Source organism: Sphingobium sp. B7D2B (assembly GCF_025961895.1).
Classification (GTDB): Bacteria; Pseudomonadota; Alphaproteobacteria; order Sphingomonadales; family Sphingomonadaceae; genus Sphingobium.
In genome coordinates this window covers 741952-764683 of sequence record NZ_JAOQOM010000001.1, presented here as the reverse complement: position 1 = coordinate 764683, position 22732 = coordinate 741952, and the positions used below count along the sequence as shown (strand labels likewise).

The following is a 22732-nucleotide window of genomic DNA, read 5'->3' as shown; positions in this document are numbered from 1 at the left end:
CTAATAATCCCGATTGAGGTCGGCGACATGCTCCAAGGGCTCGCCGGCCAGATAGTGGCGGATGTTCCGCGCGAACCGCTCGGCGCCGCGCTGGAAGGCGCTGGTCTGGCTCGGCCCCGCCAGATGCATGGTGACGAGCACATTCGGCGCGCGCCACAGCGGGTGTTCGGGCGGCAGGGGCTCGGGCGTCGCGACATCGAGAAACGCGCTGCCCAGATGCCCGGATTCCAGCGCGGCGATGAGCGCCGGCTGATCGATCAGATCGCCGCGCGCGATGTTGATGAGGCGCGCACCCGGCTTCATGGCTGCCAGTTCCTCAGCGCCGATCATCGCCCGCGTCTCGCTGGTGTTGGGCGCGGCGATGATGACGAAATCGAACTCCGCGAGGCGCGGGCGCCAGTCATCCGGACCGATCACCGCATTGGTGCTGTCTGCCGAGCGGCGCACGCCGGTCACCTGAACGCCGAAGGCGCGCAGGCGGGTACCGATCTCCCGGCCGATGGCGCCATAGCCGATCACCAGCGCCCGCGCGCCCAGCAGCTCGAAATTGCCTGGCGGCCGCGTCAGCCAGTTCTGCTGGTCATGGGCGCGCACGACCTCGTCCAGTCGCTTGGCGAGCACCAGCGCGCCCATGACGGCATAATCGGCGATCACGTCCGGCATCAGGCCGGCGCCATTGGTGAAGATCTGGCCGCGCGCGCGCATGTCCTCGATCGGGAACGCATCGAAGCCCACGATCACCGTGTGGATCCACTTGGCGTTCACCGCCGCGCGCGGACCCTTGGCGTAGACATTGCCGGCGAACTCGTCGAACCAGCCAATCTCCGCCTCCGGCGCCAGGGCCATCGCCTCTTCGGCCGTGGAGAAGCCGCGCAATATGACGCGCCCGGTGAGCTCGGCGCCCAGCATGGCTTCCAGCCTCTCCCGCTGCGCCTCCGGCAAAACGATGAGCGGTTTATGCGCCATGATCGAGCCTCCATTCCCAGCCGAGCGGATCGCCGTCCATGACCTCGACGCCGGCGGCGAGCAGTTCGTCGCGCAGGGCGTCCGAGGCCGCGAAGTCCTTGTCGGCCCGCGCAGCCTTGCGCCGGTCCATCAGCGCCGCGATCGCGCCTTCATCGATGGCAGCCGCCTTCGGACGCAGGCGCAGTGCTTCTCGCTCGAGCGTGAATAGCCCGAGGCCGAGCACGGCTTCCATCGCCTCGACCAGCGCGCGCTTCTCCTCGGCCGGCACCTTCTTCATCGCCAGCGCCTCGTCCAGCACGGTGAGCGCGACCGGCGTGTTGAGATCATCGCTGATCGCGGCATCGAAGCGCCCCAGCAAGGGCGTCAGCTTGGAATGCGCCACCGCGTCAGCCGCAGCCACATCGCGCAGGGGTGCCGCGCTCATCAGCATCCGCTTGAGCCGGGTCAGCGCCGCGCCGAGATTGTCCCAGCTGAACTCCAGCTCCGAGCGATAATGCGCCTGCAGGCACATCATCCGATAGGCGAGCGGATGATAGCCCCGGTCGATGAGCAATTGCAGCCGCAGGAACTCGCCCGATGATTTGCTCATCTTGCCGGTGCGGTCGATCAGGAAATTATTGTGCATCCACAGCCGCGCGCCGGAATGGGCCGCGCAATCGAGATGGCCGTGATCGGCATCATAGCCCTGGATCGCCTGATTCTGGGCGATTTCATTGGGGTGATGGATCTCGCGATGGTCGATGCCGCCGGTGTGGATGTCGAACGGCAGCCCCAGCAGCGCGCGGCTCATCACCGAGCATTCCAGATGCCAGCCCGGGGCGCCCTTGCCCCAGGGCGAGTCCCATTCCATCTGGCGCGTCTCACCCGGCGGCGTTCTACGCCAGATCGCGAAATCGGCGGCGTGGCGCTTGCCCTCGACCGGATCGATGCGGCTCTCGCCCTCGTCCGTCGCGGCGCGGGCAAGGCGGCCATAATCGGCAACGGTGCTGGTATCGAAATAGAGGCCGGTCGGCAGTTCATAGCAGTGCTGGTCGGCAATACTCTTGGCGAACTCGATCATCTGCGGCACGAAATCCGTGGCAATCGACCAGTGCGCCGGCTGGCGGATGTTCAGCGCCGCCACGTCCGCCCAATAGGCTTGCGTATAATGCTTGGCGATGTCCCAGATCGACTGCGCCTGCTGCGCGGCCATCTTTTCCATCTTGTCCTCGCCGGCATCGCCATCGTCGGTCAGATGGCCGACATCGGTGATGTTGATGACGTGAGTGAGTTTGAAGCCCTTGAAGCTCAGCGTGCGCCCGAGCGTATCTGCGAACACATAAGCGCGCATGTTGCCGATGTGCGGATAATTATAGACCGTCGGCCCACAGCTATAGACCCGCGCCTCGCCGGGGTGAACGGGATCGAACGGCTCGAGCTGGCGCGTAAGACTGTTGAAGAGCTTGAGAGACGGGGCTTGGATCATGGCGCGCCCATGTGAGCGCAGCCAGCGCGCGGGTCAACAGGGCACGAAAGGCCGTGATGCGCTGACGGGGAAAGCCATAGCAATGGTCGAGGGCGGCGCAGGCACCGCCCCCTGACCGCAAGCCTCAGCCCTTGGGCGCGAGCACCATGAGCATCTGCCGGCCTTCGAGGCGCGGATAGGATTCGACCTTGGCGATCTCGGCCGTGTTCTCGGCAACGCGCTGGAGCAGCTGCATGCCGAGCTGCTGATGCGCCATTTCACGGCCGCGGAAGCGCAGCGTGACCTTGACCTTGTCGCCCTCGCCGATGAAATCGACGACCTTCTTCATCTTCGTATCATAATCATGATCGTCGATGTTCGGACGCATCTTGATCTCCTTGATCTCCTGCGTCTTCTGGGTCTTGCGGGCGATATTCGCCTTTTTCTGGGCCTCGTACTTATACTTGCCGATGTCCAGGAACTTGCAGACCGGCGGGTCTGCATTGGGAGAGACCTCTACCAGGTCCAGACCGACGTCCGCTGCCTGCTCGATCGCCTCGCGCGTGAACATCACGCCCAGATTTTCGCCCTCTTCATCAATGACGCGCACCTTGGGCACACTGATGAATTCATTGTAGCGGGGGCCGTTCGCGGGCTGTGGCGCCATCGGGCGGCGCATCATCGGGGGACGTATAGCAGTTTCTCCTGTTGCCAATTCACATATGCGAGATGCGCACCTTACCGGTTTTCCATGAGAACGGAAAGAGGCCGTAGCGCGACACGAGGCGAACTGCGGCGCGAAGGCCACAGTTGCGTGCACCGTGCATTTAGGATCGCAAGCCGCTCACGGCAAGGGCCATCATCAGCGAGGCCGATGATGAACGAGCTCGGCCTTGCGGCATCCCTCAGCCCGGATGGCGGAAATGAATGAGCGGATAGGGCCGCCCTGCCGGATCGGTCTCTGAGCGCCCCGTGCGCACGAAGCCGCGCGCTTCGTAAAACGCGATGGCCTGAGGCGCCTGCTCGCTGGCGTCCACCTTTGCGCCGGGCACCAGCGCGAGAGCGTGCGCGACAAGAGCGCTGCCATAGCCCTGACCATGCACGGCCGGATCGACGAACAGCGAATCGATCTCGTCCTTCCCCATGCCGAGAAAGGCCTGGACGGTGCCGGCCGCATCCGTCGCGACCCACAGGTCGACCGAGGGAAGATGCTCGTGTTCAACCATCCGGTCGATCTCAACCCGGTCCTCCGGCGTGAGAAAGCCATGCGTCGCGTCGACCGCTGCCCGCCAGATCGCCAGCGCGCGCGGCAGATCGGCCCGAGTCGCCTTGCGGATGTGGATGCTCATCGGCTTCTCATCGTCCAGCTCCTCCTCTTCAGGGGAGGGGCTAAGGTTTGGCCAAATCCGGCGGCGTGGCTTCCGCCACTAGTTGCGCGATGACCTCCTCCACGCTCAGCACCTTCTGATGCTCGTCGCTGCCGAGGCGGCGCAGAGCGACGGTGCCCTCCTCCGCCTCGCGACGGCCGACGACCAGAAGATTGGGCACGCGCCCGAGGCTGTGCTCGCGCACCTTGTAGTTGATCTTCTCGTTGCGCAGATCGGTCTCGGCGCGGATGCCGGCGGCGCGCAGCTTCTCGACCACCTCGGTCGCATAGCCGTCCGCATCCGAGACGATGGTCGCGACCACTGCCTGCACCGGCGCCAGCCACAGCGGGAACTTGCCAGCATAATGCTCGATGAGGATGCCGATGAAGCGCTCATAGCTGCCGAAGATTGCACGGTGGAGCATCACCGGGCGGTGGCGGGCGCCATCCTCACCGACATAGCTCGCATCCAGCCGCTCGGGCAACACGCGGTCGGACTGGATGGTGCCGACCTGCCAGGTGCGGCCGATGGCGTCGGTCAGGTGCCATTCCAGCTTGGGCGCATAGAAGGCGCCTTCGCCGGGCAGTTCCTCCCAGCCATACTCGTCCGTTGCAAGGCCGGCCGCGATGACGGCATTGCGCAATTCCGTCTCGGCCAGATCCCACGTCTCATCCGAGCCGAAGCGCTTTTCCGGGCGCAGCGCGAGCTTGATCGAATAGGTAAAGCCGAAGTCCTTGTAGATGCGGTCGGCCAGCGCGCAGAAGGCACGGACTTCATCGACGATCTGGTCCTCGCGGCAGAAGATGTGCGCATCGTCCTGCGTGAACTGGCGCACGCGCATCAGGCCGTGCAGCGCGCCATGCGGCTCGTTGCGGTGGCAGCAGCCATTCTCGTAGATGCGCAACGGCAGATCGCGATAGCTCTTGATGCCCTGGCGGAAGATGAGGACATGCGCCGGGCAGTTCATCGGCTTGAGCGCCATCCACTGCGCATCGTTCGACACGAGCGGGCCTTCATCCTCGACGTTCGGCACCTCGTCGGGGATGACGAACATATTCTCGCGATATTTGCCCCAGTGGCCCGACTGCTCCCACTGGCGCGCGTCCATCACCTGCGGGGTCTTCACCTCGTTGTAGCCCGCATCATCGATCGCGCGGCGCATATAGGCTTCCAGCTGCCGCCAGATGACGAAGCCCTGCGGATGCCAGAACACGCTGCCATGCGCTTCCTGCTGGAGGTGGAACAGGTCCATCTCCTGCCCGATCTTGCGGTGATCGCGCTTGGCGGCTTCCTCCAGCCGTAGCAGATGGGCATCGAGCTGCTTCTTGTTGAGCCAGCCGGTGCCGTAGATGCGCGAGAGCATCGCGTTCTTCTGGTCGCCGCGCCAATAAGCGCCGGAGACGCGCGTGAGCTTGAAGGCCTGCGGATCGACCTTGCCGGTGGAAGCGAGATGCGGCCCGCGACACATGTCCAGCCAGTCACTGCCGGACCAGTAGACGGTCAGATCCTCGTCGCCGGGCAGTTCGGCCGCCCACTCGGCTTTGAAGCGCTCGCCCTGCCCCGTCCAGCGCTCGACCAGCTGCTCGCGGGTCCAGACCTCGCGGCGCAGTGGCTTGTCGGCAGCGATGATCTCGCGCATCTTCGCCTCGATGGCGGGCAGGTCTTCCTCGGTGAACGGCCCGCGATCCGCCGGCGCCGCGACGTCATAATAGAAGCCATCGTCCGTGGACGGGCCGAAGGTGATCTGCGTGCCCGGGAACAGCGCCTGTACCGCCTCGGCGAGGATATGCGCATAATCGTGGCGGACCAGCTCCAACGCGTCCGCCTCGTCCCTGGCCGTCACCAGCGCCAGCTGCGCATCTGCCTCCAGCGGGCGGGTGATGTCGACCAGCTCGCCATCCACCCGCGCGGCCAGCGCCGCCTTGGCGAGGCCGGGGCCGATCGCGGCGGCGATCTCCGCCGGCGTGGTGCCGCGCGCAACCTCGCGCTGCGAGCCATCGGGGAGCGTGATTGTCACCTGTTGCGTCATCGGTCTGGTTCCTGCTGTGCGGCTTGCCGCTTAGGCAAGTGCGGAAGACTTGGGAAGAGGCGGAACGGGCCGGATGCGCATGACCGCCCCGATCCGCTGCTGGGATGGGGCCTTCGGTCCTGCGCGCTTCAATCGATGAGGCGCGTGCCGACGACCCCGGTGCTAGTCCGGGTGGTGGGCGTAGTCGCGGCTGTGAAGCGCAGACGAGGCATGGCGGCTTTCATAAGGGGAGCGCGGAGGTTTGTCACCTGCTGGCAGGCATCCCTTACAGCGTCGTCGATTCAGCGCAGCCGAGCGAGCATCGACGCCGCATAGGCCGCATAAGGGCCGATCCAGCGCTCGTGGATCGCGTGGATGGGTAGTGCGTCGAGGTGATTCCAGCGCTCGCGCCCGCGCTTCTCGGCAATCACCAGCCCGGCGCTCTCCAGCACGCCAAGATGCTGCATGACCGTGCAGCGATCCAGCTCCGGCAGGAGCGCGCACAGCATGCCGGTGGTCTGAGGGCCGCCCTTGAGCGCATCGAGCATCCGGCGGCGGGCGCGGTGGCCCAGCGCCTTGAACAGCGCGTCGGCGCCATCCTCATTGTCCGTCTCGGGCTTTTCGATTTCAGTCTGCGTTGACATGTTATGTTTTTATAACATATGAGTCGCTCTATCAAGAGTCGGTGGTGCTTCCTTTGCGAGAGGATGGAGCATGGAGCTGAAGTTCACGGTCGGCGGGCGGATCGCCAAGCGGGTGCATGAGGTATTTGAGGCCGTGGTGAACCCGGCCCACCTCTCCCAATTCTTCACCACGGGCGGGGCGCAAGGGCGACTGGAACCCGGCGCAACGGTGACCTGGGACTTTCATGATTTTCCCGGCGCATTCCCCGTCGAGGTGGTCGAGGTGGAGCAGAATACCCGCATCGTGCTGCGCTGGGCCGGTGCGGACGACGCCGTGACGCCGGACGCGCAGGGCCGCGCGCTCACCACCGTGACCATGACCTTCGCCGCGCTGGACGACGGACGAACCCATGTGCAGATCAGCGAAGAAGGCTGGCGCGACAATGCAGCGGGCCTCAAGGCGTCCTACGGAAATTGCGAAGGCTGGACCGGCATGCTCTGCGCCATGCGCATGTGGCTTGAGCATGGGGTAAATCTGCGAGACGGCTTTTATAAGTGATGGGCTGTGCCTGCCCACTGACCTGACGAGACCCCACCCGTCACCAATCCGTCATCCTCCCTTCATGTGCGTGACGCCGTTCCGTCACCGACCTGACGCAACGCCTCCCTATCTGCCGCCCCCAGAACAAAACCTGCTTTTGGGGACTCACCACAATGAAACCGCTTTACCCGACTTTCCGGGCCGCTTTGCTGTGCTCGGCCATTCTGCTTGCCACGCCTGCCCTCGCACAATCCGCGCCCGTGCCGGAGGCCGAGAGCGAGGCCGGTGTGGACGGCGATACGATTGTCGTCACCGGCCAGCGCCGCGCGCAATATGAGGCGACGGCGGAGAAGCGCGACGCGTTCGCTGTGATGGATGCGATCTCCGCTGACGATATCGGAAAGCTGCCGGACCATAATACGGCGGCGGCGCTGCGGCGCATTCCGGGCCTTTCCGTGCAGGAGGATCAGGGCGAGCCGCGCTTCCCGGTGCTGCGTGGCCTGCAATCCACCTACAACCGCACGACGGTGGACGGCGCGCTGGTGGCGGGCGTGGATTCGGGCGGGCGCACGGTGCCGCTGGACATCGTGCCCTCGGTGATGGCGGGGCGGATCGAGGTCATCAAGACGGTGACGCCGGAGAATGACGCCAATGCCGTCGGCGGCATCATCAACATCACTACCCGCAGCGCCTTCGATGCCGGCCGGCCGTTCTTCAACGGCATCGCCTCTTATGGCATTTATGAGCAGCATGGCGAGGTGCGCAACAGCAAGCCCTCCTACCGGCTGGCCTTTGCCGCCGGCACCACCTTCGGTGCGGACGACGAATGGGGCATCGTGATCGGCGCGAGCCAGGAGCAGCTCGATTACGACATTCCGCAGATCGAGGTCGCCAGCCCCTCCGTGCGCGAATATACCGCCGCCGGCGGCCCGGTGGACAGCGGAGCGGCAACCGGTAACGGCATCCAGGTGCCGACCCAGCACCGCCTCTTCTGGTACAACAACACCAAGCAGCGCACCGGCGGTAATGTGAAGCTGGAATGGCGCCCCTCCGACACGTTCCGCTGGGAGCTGTCCGGCGTCGTCGCCCGCACCGAGGACGATGAGGAACGCATCGAATATCGCATGGAGCCGATCGGCAATGTCGCGAACCAGACGCAGACGAGCGGCCAGTTCGCGCGCGGGCGGATCATCGTGCAGCTCAACCAGCCGATTACGCGGCGCCTCGTCGCGCTCGGCCGCACCGCCTTCGCCTGGGATGGCGGCGAGCAATGGAAGCTGGACGGCGATGCGGTGTTCTCGCTCGGGCGGATGCGCGTGCCCAATGAGAGCATCGAGTTCCGCACCCGCGATGCCGACGCGACCCGCTATGCGTTCAGCTATGACACGTCGGACTTCTACCCCGTGTTCACGCCGACCAACGCCGCCGCGGCGGTGAACCCGCAGAACTTCTACCTGCAGCAGCAGCGTAGCAATCTGGAGAAGTCGCTGGAGAAGAGCGGCCAGTTCCGCCTGAACTTCACTTATGGCGATGACAGCATCGATGGTGGCATCAAGCTCAAGACCGGCGCCGTGCTGCGCCTGACCAGCCGCAAGAACGAAGTCGAGCGGACCGACTATAAGGCCGCCAGCGGCTTCACCTACACGCTCGACAAGGTGGTGACCGCCGGGCCGAGCGAAGCGATTCGCGACAAATTCTACATTCCGATCCGCATCGATGCGCAGGCCTTCCCTGCCTTCTACCAGGCCAATCAGAGCCGCTTCACCACCACCGTCGCCTCGAAAGCGGGCGACTATAAGGTCAACGAGGACGTCTATGCCGGCTATGTGCAGGGCAGCACCCGGATCGGCAATGTCACGCTGCTCGGCGGCCTGCGCTATGAGCGCACGGAAGTCTCCTCGGATGCCTATCGCACGCTCGGCAGCACGCTCACCCAGATCACGACGGACGGCAGCTATGGCAACTGGCTGCCCAGCGCGCACATCCGCTGGGATGTGACCGACCGCGTCGTGGTGCGCGGCGCCTATACCAACACCATCGGCCGGCCGGATTATTCCTCCATCGCGGCCAGCGAGACGCTCAGCTTCGATGGCAGCCAGCCGACGTTATCGCGCGGCAATCCGGGCCTCAAACCGCGCGAGAGCCGGGGCTTCGATCTCTCCTTCGAGTTCTACCCGAAGGATGGCGTGATCTCCGCCGCTTTGTTCCACAAGAAGATCAAGAACGAGATCTTCACCCTCTCCAATGTGGAGACGATCGATGTCGGCCGGGGCCCGGAGAGCGTACTCGTCTCTGAACCGCGCAATGCCGAAACGGCGACCATCAAGGGCCTGGAGCTGAACCTTCAGCAGGCGCTGACCTTCCTGCCCGATCCGTTCGACGGGCTGGGCGTGAGCGCCAACGCGACCTTCCTCGATACGCGCTTCACCTTCCTCACCACGGCCGGCCCGCGCGTGACCGGCCTGTTCCTCCAGCCGGACACGGTGTGGAACGCCTCGGTCTATTATCAGAAGGGCAAGTTCGAGGGGCGCCTGTCTTACAACTATATCGGCGGCTTCCTGGAGACGATCAACGACACCATCCCCAATGCCGACCAATATTGGAAGAGCCGTGGCACGCTGGATGCCAATATCAGCTATCGCGTCACCTCCAATATCACGCTGTATGCCGAGGGGCAGAACCTCAACAATCAGGGCCGGCGCGAGCTGGTCGGGCCCGGGCGCACCTACCTGCAGGAATCCGCCGAATATGGCCGGACCTTCTGGTTCGGCGTGGCGGCGAATTTCTGATGGGCCTGCTTCTCGCTCTGGCGGCCAGTGCCGCCACGGCGGCGGCGGCGGGGACACCCGCTGCCGCCCCGCCCCAGGGCCAGCCGGCCGAAACGCTGCGCCGCATCCCTGCCGAGGAAGCGCGGCAGGGCGTGGCGGTCGGCCCGAACGATGTCTATGCCGTCGCCAACTGGACCATCGCGCGCTACGATCGCAAGACCGGCGCGCGGCGGGCAGTCTGGACCGGCGAGCCGGCGCGCTACCCGCACATCAACAGCTGCGCGCTCATCAAGGCCGAGCTGGTGTGCGCGGCCTCCAACTTCCCCAGCGTGCCACAGGCCAGTTCGGTCGAGATCTTCGATCCCGTCACCCTCGCCCACAAGCGCACCGTCTCGCTCGGCCTTGGCACCGGCTCGCTGACCTGGGTCGACTGGCATGACGGACACTGGTGGGGGCTGTTCGCCAATTATGACGGCAAGGGCGGCGAGGCACCGCGCGACCACCGCCACACCACCCTCGTCCAGTTCGATACGGACTGGCGCCGCACGCAAAGCTGGGCGCTGCCCGCCACGATCCTCGAGCGGATCGCGCCGATGAGCATCTCGGGCGGCGGTTTCGGCCCCGACGGACGGCTGTGGCTCTCCGGCCATGACAATCCCGAGCTCTACGTGACGCAGTTACCCAAGGGTGGCGCCACGCTGGACCATATCGCCACCGTGCCCATGGAGGCCGAAGGCCAGGCGATCGATTGGGACGAGAACCGGCCGGGCATCCTGTGGGGCATCAGCCGCAAGACCCGCGCCATGCTGGAGATGCGCGTGCCGCCGCTGCAGAAATAGGACGGCGACGACGCCCCTCGCGCAATGCCGCCCAAGAATACTCACGCCCCGGAACGATCCCCGCATCGCGTCGGTTCTCCAGACGAACCCATCTACGGAGAACCCGACATGATCCGATCCTTCCTCATCGGCCTGGTGGCCGGGCAGCGTGGCTTGACGCCCTTGGCGGCAGTGGCGACAGGCACGCGCAAGGGGGATATTCCGGTGGTGCTGCCCTTGCAGGGCTTGTTGCGCAATCCGCTGATCGCGGCGGGCACGGCGTCGCTGGCGGCGGCGGAGATGGCCGGCGACAAGATGAAGAGCGCACCCGACCGGATCGTACCGATCGGCCTCGCCGTGCGCAGTGTGACAGCGGCTTATGCCGGCGCAGCGCTGGCGCCACGCGGCCGCCGTGGGCTGGGCGCGGCCGTCGCGGTCGGGACGGCGCTGGCCTCATCCTACATCGGCTGGCGCCTGCGCTGCGCAGCGATGCGGCGTTATGGGCAGACCGCGACCGGCTTCGTCGAAGACGCGCTCGTGCTCGGCAGCGGCCTTGCGATTGCGAGCCCCAGCGTGGCTGGGGCTGAACGAGCGACCTAGCGGCGCGGGAAAGGTCAGTTGCTGCGCTGGGTGGCCGTTGTCCGATATTTCGATTGGTGAGCTGCCATTCCCGGTACGACGACTTTGCGGACATTCTCTTAGCGCTGGAATGTCCTGAAGGCGCCTTACAGATTACCGGCGAGGGTTGTGGTTTTGAGGACGAAGTCCATTGCCGGATTGAAGCAAAGCCACACGACAAGCAGCGACATAATTACTAGAAGAAGATTGGTCGCGACCGAGCCAATCAAAGGTCGCAAGGCCATTTTCAAAACCGCCGACGCCAGCCAGGTCCCTACTCCAATCGACATCGCGATGACTAGCGTCCACATGACCCCGTTCAGGATGTGAAAGCCATCGTTATCGTGGCAACCCGATCCAGCTTCACAATCGCCCATGATGTTGCCAACAAACACAGCGAATCCCATCCCGACAAAGAGAAGGGCGCTAGGCAGACAGCCAAAAGGCATCGCTGTTTGAAGATGATGCTTAAACGAAGCGATGGTCATATCGTGATGCTACCGCCGCTCTCATCTGCGGTTCAAGCCAGAAGACCACAATCGGGATGTCCGCTCCCCACGCCAAACTGGCCGCTCATCCATCCTTCGTCACCTCTCCAAAGCGGCAATGGCTGTGGTCCGACCATGGTGTTGAATGCGGACTGATCAGGCGCGACGCCATTGCCGGCATTCCCTCCGTTCGTCCTGAGTAGCTGCTGAGCTTGTCGAAGCGGCGTATCGAAGGACCAGCCGTGCGCTGCAATGCTTCGATACGGGCCTTCGATACTCGCCTGCGGCGCTACTCAGCACGAACGGGGAAAACGGTAAGGACCGCATTTCGACGCAGACCGAGCGATCCTTGCCGCTCCTAAGCGGAGTTTCGTCACAAATGAAAATTGTCCACACGACCGCGGGCCATTTCCTCAAAATGCCGACGGACGCGGGATGGGAGGCGCTGCCCCTCATCCGACATGGCAGGTGCGCGCCGCGACGGTCTGGCAGACGGACGTCGCGCCTCCCCTTGCAACGACGGCCGCGCCCGGACGGGGGAGACAGCGCGACCGTCGGTGCTCAGGGCTGCGTGCAGCTGATTTGCGCCGCAGACTGATCCGATGTGTCGCCCGTCCGCCGGGCGATGGCGGGCGCCGCGCAGATAGGGCGCTGGATGCCGTTAAGGCCGGACATCGGCCCGGCGGTTGCGCTCAGCTGATCGGGCCGCTTGCCCTGCTCCACCCACGCGACGAGGGCAGCGAAGGCATCATATTGATCCGTCGCCGGGCCGCCGGCGCAGTGGCCCATGCCGGGCACCGGGAAGACGCGCACGAACTCGCGCGCGGCGCCCTTGTACCGGGTATCGACCTCGCCCCACCAGGCCAGCGTGTCGTTCACCGAGAAGACCGGGTCCGACATGCCATGCGGCACGATGAGCTTGCCGCCCCGCGCGCGAAACGCATCGAGGTCGCTCGACCGCGCGCCGATATCCTGCCAGGCCGAGCGCGTGAATGGCGGCACAACCGCCTCGACGCCGGCGCGGGCGCGATCCATGTCGAGGCGCATGGCCCAGGCCAGCAATTCGTCGGGCGTGGCGCCGGCCAGCGTCGGCGGCGTCATGAAGACGGCGGCAAGCGAAGGCAGACCCATGGCGACATTGATCGGCGGCACGCTGCCATCGGGCGTGCCCAGCATCCAGATACGCCAGCCCATGTCCGCCCAGCCGGCATCCCACGGGAAACCAGGATAGATTTGCGCGCCCTTGCTGTCCCGCGCGCCCTCGTGAATGCGCACCAGCGCGTCGAGCTGTGGCTGGGAGAGGCAGCCCTCGGCCTTGTCGCCCTTGCACAGGCTGGCGCGCAACTGCGGCAGCACCCTGGCGGAGGTGCACTGGCCGACCGCGCCGATCAGGCCATCGGTCGTGCCGTCAAGCGCGTCGCAGGCGGTGCGCACGGCCTGCCCGACCAGCGCGAGATCGCCCATGCTGAAACTCGCGCGCAGATTGGCGAGCGTGACCAGCTTGCCCGATGCCTGCACGACGGAGGCGAAGGCCTGCGTGTTCCACACCTCGGCGATCGCGGCCTTGGGCAGCGAGAAGCCGGGCGCGGCCGCGACAATCCCGTCGAACAGATCCGGGTAGCGCTGGGCGAGCATCATGCCCTCCTGCCCGCCCTTGGAGCAGCCGACGAAATAGCTCTGGCGGGGATCGCTGCCGTAGAACTGGCGGATCGCCGTCTTTGCCGCATGGGTGACGACCGGCAGCGAGGTGCCGCCATAATCGGCGCGCGCCTGCGGATCGAAGCCGAAGGCGCTCGCGCCGCCGCGGGCGGGATCGCTATTGGTCGCATTATCGTGCCCGCTATCCTGCGAGAGCACGGCATAGCCCTGCATCAGGGCCGGCGCTGCGGCGGTCAGCCGGCCAATAGCGTCGCCCAGCTCGCCATTGGTGCCGCCCCCGCCCGAAAAGAAGAACCGCCCGTTCCATGCCACCGGCAGGCGCAGATGGAACCTGATCGCATAGGCCTGGCCATCGACGCCGGTATGCGCGCGCGTCGCGCCGACGATGGCGCAATGGGCCGGCAGTTCGACCGGCGGCGGTGTCATGCCGGGAGGGCCGGGCGGCACCGGCGCGGGGCCGGCGGGATTGAAGCTCGCGCTGAGCAGCCGGGTGGAGGCATCCGGCCAATGACCCGCCATCCTTGCCCCGAGCGCGGCGCATCGGGCGGTGGCGTCCGCGATGGTCGCGGCGAGTAGCGTTGAGGTCGTGCCGGACGGCGGGGATTCGGCCGCCCGGAGCTGATGAGGAAGAAGCGTAAGAGTCGCCGCGAGCGGCGCAAACATGAGGCGATGCATGGTCATGACGGTCTTCCGTTCCTCTCCACAAGGCGCCCTCACAGTAAACGCGTGACAGCGAATCAGCAATCGATTACAAATTTCGTGCAGAATGACTCTGTCCGGGAACTGTCGGGGTGTGGCCGCGATGTTGATTTCTATTGCACGCCCCTCCCCATTCTCGCTCAGCGGCAACTGTGGGCCGCGCGCCACAGGCAGACTATTTTCTTTTTCATATAAATGAAAGGAGTCGCCGAAACAAACGAAACCTCATAGACCAATAGCACAGCACGTCGCGATCCTCTGCCAGGCTCATGGAAGCCGCCAAAAATGGATGAGGCAAAGGCGCAGTCGGCGGACTGAAAATGAAAATGAGAAGCCTCGCACGCACCTGAAGGCACAATAGCCAAAGGAGGCCGGGGAAATAGACAAGGGAGAGGGAGGTTATGAAAGCCAATCGACAGGTTTATGCCGTCCGCGCACTGCTGACGTTGCTTTCGTCAACGACATGCGTGGTTGCGATGGCACCCGCACTGGCGCAGCAAAACCCGCAGCAAGGCGAGGGTCTGGAAGAGATCATCGTCACCGCGCAACGGCGCGAGGAAAATCTCCAGAAGGTCGCCGTTGCCGCCACCGCGCTCTCAGGCCAGGGCCTGGTGGAGAAGGGCGTCACCCGAGTGGACGAGCTACAGACCGTGGTGCCCTCGCTCTCCGTTACAGACGCCGGGCTGACGCAGAACGTCAACATTCGCGGCATCGGCCTCGCCAGCGGATCGCCCGCAGTGGCAAACGGCGTGGCGACCTATGTGGACGGCATCTTTCAGCCGCCCATCGTCACCACCTCCAGCTTCTACGACATTGCCACGGTGGAAGTGCTGCGCGGGCCGCAGGGCACGTTCGTCGGCTCCAACTCGACCGGCGGCGCGATCTTCATCAACACCCGCAACCCCAGTCTTGCGGGCGTGGAAGGCTCCATCGAGGGCTCGATCGGCAATTATGACGCCCGCAGCGTGGAAGCGGTGCTCAACCTGCCGCTCTCCCGCACGCTGGCCATTCGCGGCGCCGGCAAATGGCGCACGCGCGATTCCTTCTACACCGACATCGGCTCCGCCGGCAGCTCGGCCGGTCGGCTCGATGAGCTATCCGGCCGCTTCGGTGCGTTGTGGAAGCCGACCGAGAGCTTCCAGGCGCTGTTCAAGCTGGAAGCCGCGGACAAGGAAACCGGCGGCTATGCCTACCGCCCCATTACCGGCACCGCCTATGCAGCCTATCGCACCAGCGACCCGCGCCTGATCGACTATGACACGCCGACGCAGAATGACGAGAAGGCGATCCAGGCCTCGCTGGAACTGCGCTACGAGCTGGGATCGGGCATTACCCTGCGCTCGCTCAGCGGCTACCAGAACAAGCGCATCTTCAACCTCTACGACAGCGATGCGACCAATGCCGCGCGCTATAGCCTGGCGGATTCGACGCGCCTCGCGGTTTCGACGCAGCAACAGTTCGTGCGCGAGCGGGTGTGGACGCAGGAGTTCAACATCATCTCGCCGACCGATCAGGATCTTTCGTGGATCGTCGGTGGCTATTATCAGCGCAACCGGATCGACGTGATCATCGAGAACCGCTCGAATGGCTTCCCGACGGACATTCTGATCGACAATGACAAGACCACCACCGGCGTCTTCGGCCAAGTGACGTACAAGATCACGCCGCAACTCGCGCTGGACGTGGGCGCGCGCTACTCGCACTTCTCGGTGACCGGCGGCGGCAGCGTCTCGATCGGTCGGGGCATCCCCACCTTCCCGCCAAACGGCTTGCAGGTGGCGGATCTGAGCGGCGATCATAAGGACGGACGCATGACTGGCAAGGTCTCGCTTAACTGGACACCGGACGAGAACAACCTGTTCTATGCCTTCGTCGCGCGTGGTTACAAACCGGGCGGTTCTAACTCGCTGGTCTCCGAGTTCGATCCGGAAACGGTGATCGATTATGAAATCGGCTGGAAAGCGACGATGCTGGGCGGTGCAGTGCGCACCCAGCTTGGCGCCTTCTATTATGACTATAATGCCTTCCAGTTCGACGCTCTCGACCCGGCGACCGGACAGACGGCGGTGACCAACCTCACCGATGCCAAGGTGAAGGGCATTGAGGCGCAGGTGCAGGCGCGGGTCTCCGGCTTCACCTTCGATGCGGGCGTGGCCTTTGTGGATTCCGAGCTGGGCGACGTGACCTTCGTGGACACGCGCGCTTACGCCCGCGCATTCCCGGGCGTAACCCCGGCCGTGCAGTGCCCAACAGGCCAGGCATCCAATCCGCCGACCTGCATCGACTATACCCCGTTTCTGCGCACCACGGGCGGCGGCTCCAATCTCTACTCACCCAAATGGACCTATAATCTGGGTGCGCGCTACGACCTGTGGGTGGGCGATGTGAAGATCACGCCAAGCGTGAGCTACGCCTATGTCGGCCCGCAATGGACCTATATCGGCTACTCGCCGATCAGCGACCGGCTGCCCTCACGGGGACTGCTCGGCGCCCGGCTTGGCGTGCAGAATGGTGATCTGCTGGTCGAAGCCTATGGCACTAACCTGACCGACGAGACCTATGTCTCCGGCCAGTTCGGCGACAATGAGTTCTACGGCGCGCCGCGCGAATATGGCGTGCGGGTCCGGTACGAGTTCTGACTGAGAGATGGGGCTGGTTCACCCGCCGTGGCCAGCCCCGCTTCTCTCCTGGCAGACCCTAGCCAGCGTCTTTCATGAGCGTGCGCGCAATGTAGCCAGACATGCCCGCCGAGCCGACAACGCAGTTCCGTCCGTTTGCCTTGGCCTTGTAAAGCGCGCCGTCCGCCGCGCCGATGACATCCTCCACGGAGTCCTGAGCCGAAGGCTGCAACACCGCCACACCAATGCTGACCGTGACCGGCGCGACATCCTCGCAGCCGGGATGTGGAATGGCGAGATCGAGCACCGCGCGCCGGAGCGTCTCGGCAAAGGCGAGGGCCGGTTCGGGCGCAAGGCCATAAGTGATCGCGGTGAACTCTTCGCCGCCGAAGCGCGCGATATAATGTCCCTGCCGGTGAACCTCGCTCTGCAACGCCAAGGCCACCCGCTCCAGGCAGCGGTCGCCGGCATCATGCCCTGCGGTATCATTGAACAGCTTGAAGCGGTCGATATCGATCATGAGGATACCGAACCAGGCGTTGTCCACGCTTGCCGCCGCCCATTTGCCGTTCAGCGTCTCCGAAAGGCTCCGCCGGTTGCGCATGCCGGTCAGCGGGTCCGTCTCGGCAAGCTCCGCCAACGCCTGGGTCAAGGCAACAAGCTGGGCGGATTTGAGTTCGTCCCTCAGTTCGATGAGAAACGCATTTCGCGCAGAGCGCTCTGCCTGACAGCGCATAACGAGCGGCAGGAACGACGCGAGGGTAATGAATCCGCAGAGGGTAAGGGATTCGATGTTCGGGCCGCGCAGTAGAAAGGCCAGACCGAACATGGAGAGGATCGACAGCGTCGTGGTCGCCAGCGCCTGCCGCACCGAGGTAGGGATTGCGAGATTTTTAAAGATCAGCAGCAGAGCCGCGGCCATCAAATAGCGATCGCTATGCGGTTGCCCCACCTGAAGCCCGAGATAGGTCACGGTCGCGACAAAGATCACCATGGGCAGGATGATGGCGGCGTTCTGCAACCGCTTCGGGCCCCGGATCATGATCACCATGGCCAGCAGATAGGCCGGAGTCGTGATACCCAACCGCAATGCCAGCCCCAGCTGCAGCTGACCGACGATATAATCCAGAGGCAGGCACGCCAGATTGGCAATCAGCGCCCCGATGTGCCAGCTGGCAATGGTTGTGCGCCTTTTCAGGTCAGTGCGGTCGAGATAGGCGGTTTCGAGGGACGGCTCCAGAGCGATCTGGCCAACAGGCCGCGACAATGCGCGTTCGATTGCGTCGATCCGCTCACTGGAAACCTGACCTTCGTCCATTGCTGACTCACAACAGCTTCTCAGCCGCACGGGCTATGGTGCGGATGTTAAGATGCCATTAGCATTTCAGCGTCGGTCGCGCGACTCATCGCAAGTCCGGGGACCATTGAGCCGCGCTCAGTTCGCCCAGCTCCCGCCCAGCGCCCGGAACACATCGATCTGCGCGCGCGCGACCTCGGCATCCTGTGCGGCGAGCGCGGCTTCTGCCTCTGCAAAGGTGCGCTCGGTGTCGAGCAGCTGGAGGGAGTCGATGGCCCCCTCGCGCTGCTGGGCACGGGTGATGCGCGCGGCGGCGCCGGCGGAATCGCGGGCGGCCTGCAGGCGTTGGCGGCGCTCTAGCGCGTGGCCGTAGGTCGAGAGCGCCGTCTCGGTTTCCTCCAGCGCGTTGAGCACTGCGCCGTCGAAGGCGGCGAGCGCGGCATCGCTGTCCGCCCTTGCGCCGGCGATGCGCGCGCGGGCCGCCTCCTGATTGGGGAAGGACCAGCTGATGAGTCCCCCCAGCAGCCAGCGCAGTGGGCCACCGCCGAACATCGCACCGATATCATTGCCGGTCGATCCACCCGAACCGCCAAGGCTGATGCGCGGATAAAGGTCCGCCGTGGCGACGCCGATGCGCGCGGTATCAGCGGCGAGACGGCGCTCGGCCGCGCGCACATCCGGGCGGCGGGCAAGCAAGGCCGCCCCATCCCCGACCGGAAGGGCCTGCCGGATTTCCAGCCCGATGCTGCGCTGGCCGGCAATCTCCGGCAAGGCGTTCGGAGTCCGGCCGGTGAGCGTGGCGAGGCGGAAGAGCGCGGCCTGACGCTGCGCCTCGATGAGCGGAATGTCGGCGGCGCGCTGGTCGCGCAAGGCGGCGATCCGCGAGACATCGAGCGTGGTCGCGAGGCCCGCCTCGCGCCGCTTGCCGGTCAGGTCCAGCAACCGGTCGAGCAGTCCCACGATCTCGCGATTGACGGCCAGTTGCGCCGCGCCCGAGGCGGCATCGGCATAAGCCCGCGTGGTATCGGCGACGACGGCGACGCGCACGGCGTCGGCATCGGCGGCGGCCGCATCGGCATCGCCGCGCGCGGCTTCCACGCCCCGGCTCACACGCCCGAACAGATCGACCTCATAGGAGACCGACAGTCCGGCATCGAGCGCCCAATCCTCACGCGGCGCTCCCGGCGCGCGCTGGCTCGCGGGCAGGCGGCCATAATCGCCACTGGCCGAGAGATCGGTGCGCGGCAGGCGATCCGCCCGGGCACCGCGCAGTCCGGCGCGGGCCTTTTCCAGCCGGGCGAGCGCGATGCGCACATCCGTATTGGCGGCGAGCGCGTCGGTGACCAGCCCGTCCAGCACGAGGTCATTGTAGAGCCGCCACCAGTCCGGCTGGACCGGGGCCGGCGCAAAGGCCGGGGCCGCGGCGGAAAGAAAGGGGCCGGAGGACGCCGAGGGGGGCGTGGGGGCGACGTAGTCCGGCCCCACCGCGCACGCTGAAAGCGCCAGCGCGGAAACAAGAGGTGCGAAGATGCGATGAGCAGTCATGATAGGGTCCTCCTCACTCACTCGGCGGGCGCCGGCACGGCATCGCCGCCGGACCGCCCGCGCAGGCGTGCAATCCGGTCGCCGAGCGCGCGGCTCACGACGTAGAAAGTGGGCGTGAAGATGAGGCCGAAGATGGTGACTCCGGCCATGCCGAAGAAAACCGCCGTGCCGAGCGCCTGCCGCAGCTCCGCGCCTGCTCCGGTGGCCAGCACCAGCGGCACCGCACCCAGGATGAACGCAAAGCTGGTCATCAGGATCGGCCGCAGGCGCTGCCCGGCAGCGTGGACGGCGGCATCCAGCGTGGTCATGCCGTTCTGCTCGCCCTGCCGGGCGAACTCGACGATGAGGATCGCATTCTTGGCAGCCAGCGCCACGAGCACGATCATGCCGATCTGCGTGAGCACGTTATTGTCCATGCCGCGCAGGTTGACGCCCACCAGAGCCGCCAGCACCGACATCGGCACGATCAGGATGATCGCAAGCGGCATGACAAGGCTCTCATATTGCGCCGCCAGCACCAGGAAGACGAGCAGCACGGCCAGACCGAAGACGAGTCCCGCGGTGTTGCCGGCTGTCTTCTGCTGATAGGCAATGCCGGTCCACTCATGGCTGAAGCCACGCGGCAGATTGGCATTGGCGAGTTGCTCCATGGCATCCAGCGCCTGACCCGAGGATGCGCCGGGCGCGGTATCGCCATCGATGGCGACAGCGGGCGCCAGATTGTAGCGCTGCACCCGATACGGCCCGGTCGTATCCCGGAAGGTGGCGATCGAGCCGATCGGCACCATCTGGTTATAGTCCGAGCGCGTCTGCAAGCTGGCGATGTCCGCCGTGGTGCGCCGGAAGGCTTCGTCCGCCTGCGCGGTCACCCGATAGGTGCGGCCAAGCAGGTTGAAGTCATTGACGAAGGCCGAGCCCAGATAGATCTGCAGCGTCTCGAACACCCGCTCCGGGGGCACGCCCAGCATCTGCGCCTTCTCGCGGTCGATATCTGCGAAGATGCGCGGCGTCGCAGTGTCGAAGAAAGTGTAGACGAAGGACAGGCCGGGCGTCTGATTGGCCGGGCCGATCACACTGTAGGCTGCCTGCTCGAGCGCCTTGTAGCCGGCGCCCTCTCGATCCTGCACCATCAGGCGGAAGCCGCCCGCCGAGCCGATGCCGCGGATGAGCGGCGGCTTGACGATCATCAGACGCGCCTCGCTGATGTCGGCGGTCGCCTTGCGGGCTTCCTCCATTAGCTTGTCGATGGTCTGGCCCTTGGCGGCCCGCTCGTCGAAATCATCGAGCACCCAGTATGCCGCTGATGAGCTGGCGTTGCGCGTCTCCGAGGCGCCGTCGAAGCCCGAGAGCATGACAGCGTTGGTGATGCCCGGAATGGGCAGCATCCGCTCGGCGACCTTCTTCATCGCCGCATCGGTGCGCGCGGTGGAGGAGCCCGGTGGCAACTGAATGATCGTGAAGAAATAGCCCTGATCCTGCGCCGGGATGAAGCCCGACGGCGTGTAGACCAGCGCAGCGACGGTCACCGCGATGAGCCCGACATAGGCTGCCATGATCTTCTTGGGTTGGCGGACCAGCCGCGCGGTCAGGGTCGCATAACGGGCACTGAACCGGTCGAACCCGCGATTGAACGCATCGCCTGCCCGCTCGGTGAGTTGGCGCCAGCGCGGCGCACCCTCCGGCAAGGCATGGCGGTGCCGCAGCAGCAGCGCTGCGAAGGCCGGCGACAAAGTGAGCGAGAGGACCAGCGAGATGATCGTCGCGGCCGAGATGGTGATCGCGAACTGCTGGTAGAACGCACCCGACATGCCGCCGATGAACAGCGTCGGCACGAACACGGCGCAGAGCACCAGCACGATGGCGATGAGCGCACCGCCCACCTCGTCCATAGAGGTGCGCGCGGCCTGGAGCGGGGTCATCCCGTTCTCCAGATTGCGCTCGACATTCTCGACCACGACGATGGCGTCATCGACGACGATGCCGATGGCGAGCACGAGGCCGAACAGCGACAGGTTGTTGATGGAATAGCCCATGCCCGCCAGCACCGCGAAGGTGCCGATGAGCGAGACCGGGATCGCCAGCACCGGGATCAGCGCCGCCCGCCATTTCTGCAGGAAGACGATGATGACGAGCACGACGAGGATCACCGCCTCGACCAGCGTCTTCACGACCTCGTCGATGGACTTCTGGATGAACTCGGTGGGGTTGTAGACGATGCGATATTCAAGGCCCTGCGGAAAGTCCTTGGCCAAGACGTTCATCTCGGCCTTGATCGCCTCGGCAGCGGCCAGCGCGTTCGATCCCGGCATCTGGAAGACGGGGATGATGACGCTGTCCTTGTCGCCGAGATAGGCCGACGTGCCGTAATCCTCGGCGCCCAGCTCAACGCGGGCGACATCGGAGACGCGGACCTGCCGGCCCTGATCGTCGGTGCGGATGACGACATTTGCGAACTGCTGCGGATCGGTGAAGCGACCCTGCGTCTCGACATTGAGCTGGAAGGCCGATCCGCCCGAGGGGGGCTGGCCGAGCGTGCCGGCAGCGACCTGCACATTCTGCTGGCGCAGCGCGGAGACGATGTCGCCGGCCGTCAGACCCAGCGCCGCCGCACGGCGCGGATCGATCCACACGCGCATGGAGAGATCGCGCGAGCCGAACAGCTGCACGTCGCCCACGCCCTCGATGCGGGCCAGCCGGTCCTTGATGCGGGTCTGCGCGTAATTGGAAATATACTCGCGATTGAGCGAGCCATCAGGCGAAATGAGGTTCACCACCAGCAGGAAGTCCGGCGAGGTCTTCTTGGTAACGATGCCGAGGCGCTGCACCTCCTGCGGCAGGCGCGGCTCGGCAATGGCGACGCGGTTCTGCACCAGAACCTGCGCCTCATCGAGGTCCGTGCCCTGCTTGAAGGTGACGGTGACGACCACGCGCCCGTCCCCCGTCGATTGCGACGAGAGATAGAGCATGTTCTCGACGCCGTTGATCTCCTGCTCGATGGGGCTGGCAACGGTCTCCGCCACGGTCTCGGCAGAGGCGCCGGGATACATGGCCGAGACGGTCACCGTCGGCGGCACCACCTCGGGATATTGCGAAACGGGCAGGAAGAAATAGCTGATCGCGCCGATGATCGTGATGATGACGGCGATGACGGCCGCGAAGATCGGCCGGTCGATGAAGAAACGGGACAGACGCATGAGGAGATCTCCTCGGGGGCAGCGCTCAGAGCATGTCCGGGTCAGGCGGCTTCACCTGACGGCTCGGACATGCGGAAAG

At 65.3% G+C, this 22732-nt stretch carries 16 protein-coding genes; 5 read left to right on the top strand and 11 right to left on the bottom strand.

Features of this window, described 5'->3' with window-relative positions:
- From M2341_RS03310 to M2341_RS03285, 6 genes are all read right to left on the bottom strand, one after another.
- On the bottom strand, positions 1-966 hold the full coding sequence (locus M2341_RS03310) for a D-2-hydroxyacid dehydrogenase (protein ID WP_264584218.1): 966 nt from the start codon (positions 964-966) through the stop codon (positions 1-3).
- Positions 956-2431, bottom strand: a complete 1476-nt coding sequence (gene cysS / locus M2341_RS03305) for a cysteine--tRNA ligase (RefSeq protein ID WP_264584217.1) — start codon at positions 2429-2431, stop codon at positions 956-958. The genes M2341_RS03310 and cysS overlap by 11 nt, the downstream gene beginning before the upstream one ends.
- Before the next feature lie 124 nt (positions 2432-2555).
- Positions 2556-3092 (bottom strand): translation initiation factor IF-3, encoded by a 537-nt coding sequence (gene infC / locus M2341_RS03300; protein WP_181558636.1) that lies wholly within the window; start codon positions 3090-3092, stop codon positions 2556-2558.
- A gap of 223 nt (positions 3093-3315) precedes the next feature.
- Positions 3316-3759: an acetyltransferase gene (locus M2341_RS03295; protein ID WP_264584216.1), complete on the bottom strand. Its 444-nt coding sequence runs from the start codon at positions 3757-3759 to the stop codon at positions 3316-3318.
- Between the two features lie 40 nt (positions 3760-3799).
- Positions 3800-5806, bottom strand: a complete 2007-nt coding sequence (gene thrS, locus M2341_RS03290; protein WP_264584215.1) for a threonine--tRNA ligase — start codon at positions 5804-5806, stop codon at positions 3800-3802.
- Positions 5807-6087: 281 nt separating this feature from the next.
- Positions 6088-6429, bottom strand: coding sequence for an ArsR/SmtB family transcription factor (locus M2341_RS03285; protein ID WP_264584214.1), 342 nt, complete (start codon positions 6427-6429; stop codon positions 6088-6090).
- A 70-nt stretch (positions 6430-6499) separates the two neighbouring features.
- Between M2341_RS03285 and M2341_RS03280 the strand changes: the two genes are divergently transcribed.
- From M2341_RS03280 to M2341_RS03265, 4 genes are all read left to right on the top strand, one after another.
- Positions 6500-6967, top strand: coding sequence for an SRPBCC family protein (locus M2341_RS03280; protein ID WP_264584213.1), 468 nt, complete (start codon positions 6500-6502; stop codon positions 6965-6967).
- 155 nt (positions 6968-7122) lie between these two features.
- Positions 7123-9738, top strand: coding sequence for a TonB-dependent receptor (locus M2341_RS03275; RefSeq protein WP_264584212.1), 2616 nt, complete (start codon positions 7123-7125; stop codon positions 9736-9738).
- Positions 9738-10556, top strand: coding sequence for a hypothetical protein (locus M2341_RS03270; protein ID WP_264584211.1), 819 nt, complete (start codon positions 9738-9740; stop codon positions 10554-10556). The genes M2341_RS03275 and M2341_RS03270 overlap by 1 nt, the downstream gene beginning before the upstream one ends.
- A gap of 108 nt (positions 10557-10664) precedes the next feature.
- Complete coding sequence (locus M2341_RS03265; RefSeq protein ID WP_264584210.1) at positions 10665-11135, top strand: DUF4126 domain-containing protein; 471 nt, start codon at positions 10665-10667, stop codon at positions 11133-11135.
- Between the two features lie 125 nt (positions 11136-11260).
- Here the strand turns inward: M2341_RS03265 and M2341_RS03260 are convergent, their stop codons facing one another.
- Positions 11261-11641 carry a hypothetical protein gene (locus tag M2341_RS03260; RefSeq protein ID WP_264571954.1) on the bottom strand — a complete coding sequence of 127 codons (381 nt, stop codon included), beginning with the start codon at positions 11639-11641 and terminating at the stop codon, positions 11261-11263.
- Between the two features lie 561 nt (positions 11642-12202).
- Entirely contained in the window at positions 12203-13981 is a 1779-nt protein-coding gene (locus M2341_RS03255) for a tannase/feruloyl esterase family alpha/beta hydrolase (protein ID WP_264584209.1), read from the bottom strand.
- A 419-nt stretch (positions 13982-14400) separates the two neighbouring features.
- On the opposite strand from M2341_RS03255, the gene M2341_RS03250 reads away from it, so the two are divergent.
- On the top strand, positions 14401-16638 hold the full coding sequence (locus M2341_RS03250; RefSeq protein ID WP_264584208.1) for a TonB-dependent receptor: 2238 nt from the start codon (positions 14401-14403) through the stop codon (positions 16636-16638).
- Positions 16639-16696: 58 nt separating this feature from the next.
- Here M2341_RS03250 and M2341_RS03245 read toward each other — a convergent pair whose 3' ends face one another.
- The 3 genes from M2341_RS03245 to M2341_RS03235 all read right to left on the bottom strand — a co-directional run bounded on the left by M2341_RS03245 (position 16697) and on the right by M2341_RS03235 (position 22653).
- On the bottom strand, positions 16697-17935 hold the full coding sequence (locus M2341_RS03245; RefSeq protein WP_264584207.1) for a GGDEF domain-containing protein: 1239 nt from the start codon (positions 17933-17935) through the stop codon (positions 16697-16699).
- A 117-nt stretch (positions 17936-18052) separates the two neighbouring features.
- Positions 18053-19459 carry an efflux transporter outer membrane subunit gene (locus M2341_RS03240; RefSeq protein ID WP_264584206.1) on the bottom strand — a complete coding sequence of 469 codons (1407 nt, stop codon included), beginning with the start codon at positions 19457-19459 and terminating at the stop codon, positions 18053-18055.
- 17 nt (positions 19460-19476) lie between these two features.
- The gene (locus M2341_RS03235) at positions 19477-22653 is read right to left on the bottom strand and encodes an efflux RND transporter permease subunit (RefSeq protein ID WP_264576631.1); all 3177 of its coding nucleotides are present in this window, start codon (positions 22651-22653) and stop codon (positions 19477-19479) included.
- Between the last annotated feature and the right edge of the window lie 79 nt (positions 22654-22732).

Excerpts from the sequence above, each read along its gene's own strand:
- M2341_RS03310 (WP_264584218.1), bottom strand. The coding sequence starts at position 966 with ATGGCGCATAAACCGCTCATCGTTTTGCCGGAGGCGCAGCGGGAGAGG.
- cysS (WP_264584217.1), bottom strand. The coding sequence starts at position 2,431 with ATGATCCAAGCCCCGTCTCTCAAGCTCTTCAACAGTCTTACGCGCCAG.
- infC (WP_181558636.1), bottom strand. The coding sequence starts at position 3,092 with ATGATGCGCCGCCCGATGGCGCCACAGCCCGCGAACGGCCCCCGCTAC.
- M2341_RS03295 (WP_264584216.1), bottom strand. The coding sequence starts at position 3,759 with ATGAGCATCCACATCCGCAAGGCGACTCGGGCCGATCTGCCGCGCGCG.
- thrS (WP_264584215.1), bottom strand. The coding sequence starts at position 5,806 with ATGACGCAACAGGTGACAATCACGCTCCCCGATGGCTCGCAGCGCGAG.
- M2341_RS03285 (WP_264584214.1), bottom strand. The coding sequence starts at position 6,429 with ATGTCAACGCAGACTGAAATCGAAAAGCCCGAGACGGACAATGAGGAT.
- M2341_RS03280 (WP_264584213.1), top strand. The coding sequence starts at position 6,500 with ATGGAGCTGAAGTTCACGGTCGGCGGGCGGATCGCCAAGCGGGTGCAT.
- M2341_RS03275 (WP_264584212.1), top strand. The coding sequence starts at position 7,123 with ATGAAACCGCTTTACCCGACTTTCCGGGCCGCTTTGCTGTGCTCGGCC.
- M2341_RS03270 (WP_264584211.1), top strand. The coding sequence starts at position 9,738 with ATGGGCCTGCTTCTCGCTCTGGCGGCCAGTGCCGCCACGGCGGCGGCG.
- M2341_RS03265 (WP_264584210.1), top strand. The coding sequence starts at position 10,665 with ATGATCCGATCCTTCCTCATCGGCCTGGTGGCCGGGCAGCGTGGCTTG.
- M2341_RS03260 (WP_264571954.1), bottom strand. The coding sequence starts at position 11,641 with ATGACCATCGCTTCGTTTAAGCATCATCTTCAAACAGCGATGCCTTTT.
- M2341_RS03255 (WP_264584209.1), bottom strand. The coding sequence starts at position 13,981 with ATGACCATGCATCGCCTCATGTTTGCGCCGCTCGCGGCGACTCTTACG.
- M2341_RS03250 (WP_264584208.1), top strand. The coding sequence starts at position 14,401 with ATGAAAGCCAATCGACAGGTTTATGCCGTCCGCGCACTGCTGACGTTG.
- M2341_RS03245 (WP_264584207.1), bottom strand. The coding sequence starts at position 17,935 with ATGGACGAAGGTCAGGTTTCCAGTGAGCGGATCGACGCAATCGAACGC.
- M2341_RS03240 (WP_264584206.1), bottom strand. The coding sequence starts at position 19,459 with ATGACTGCTCATCGCATCTTCGCACCTCTTGTTTCCGCGCTGGCGCTT.
- M2341_RS03235 (WP_264576631.1), bottom strand. The coding sequence starts at position 22,653 with ATGCGTCTGTCCCGTTTCTTCATCGACCGGCCGATCTTCGCGGCCGTC.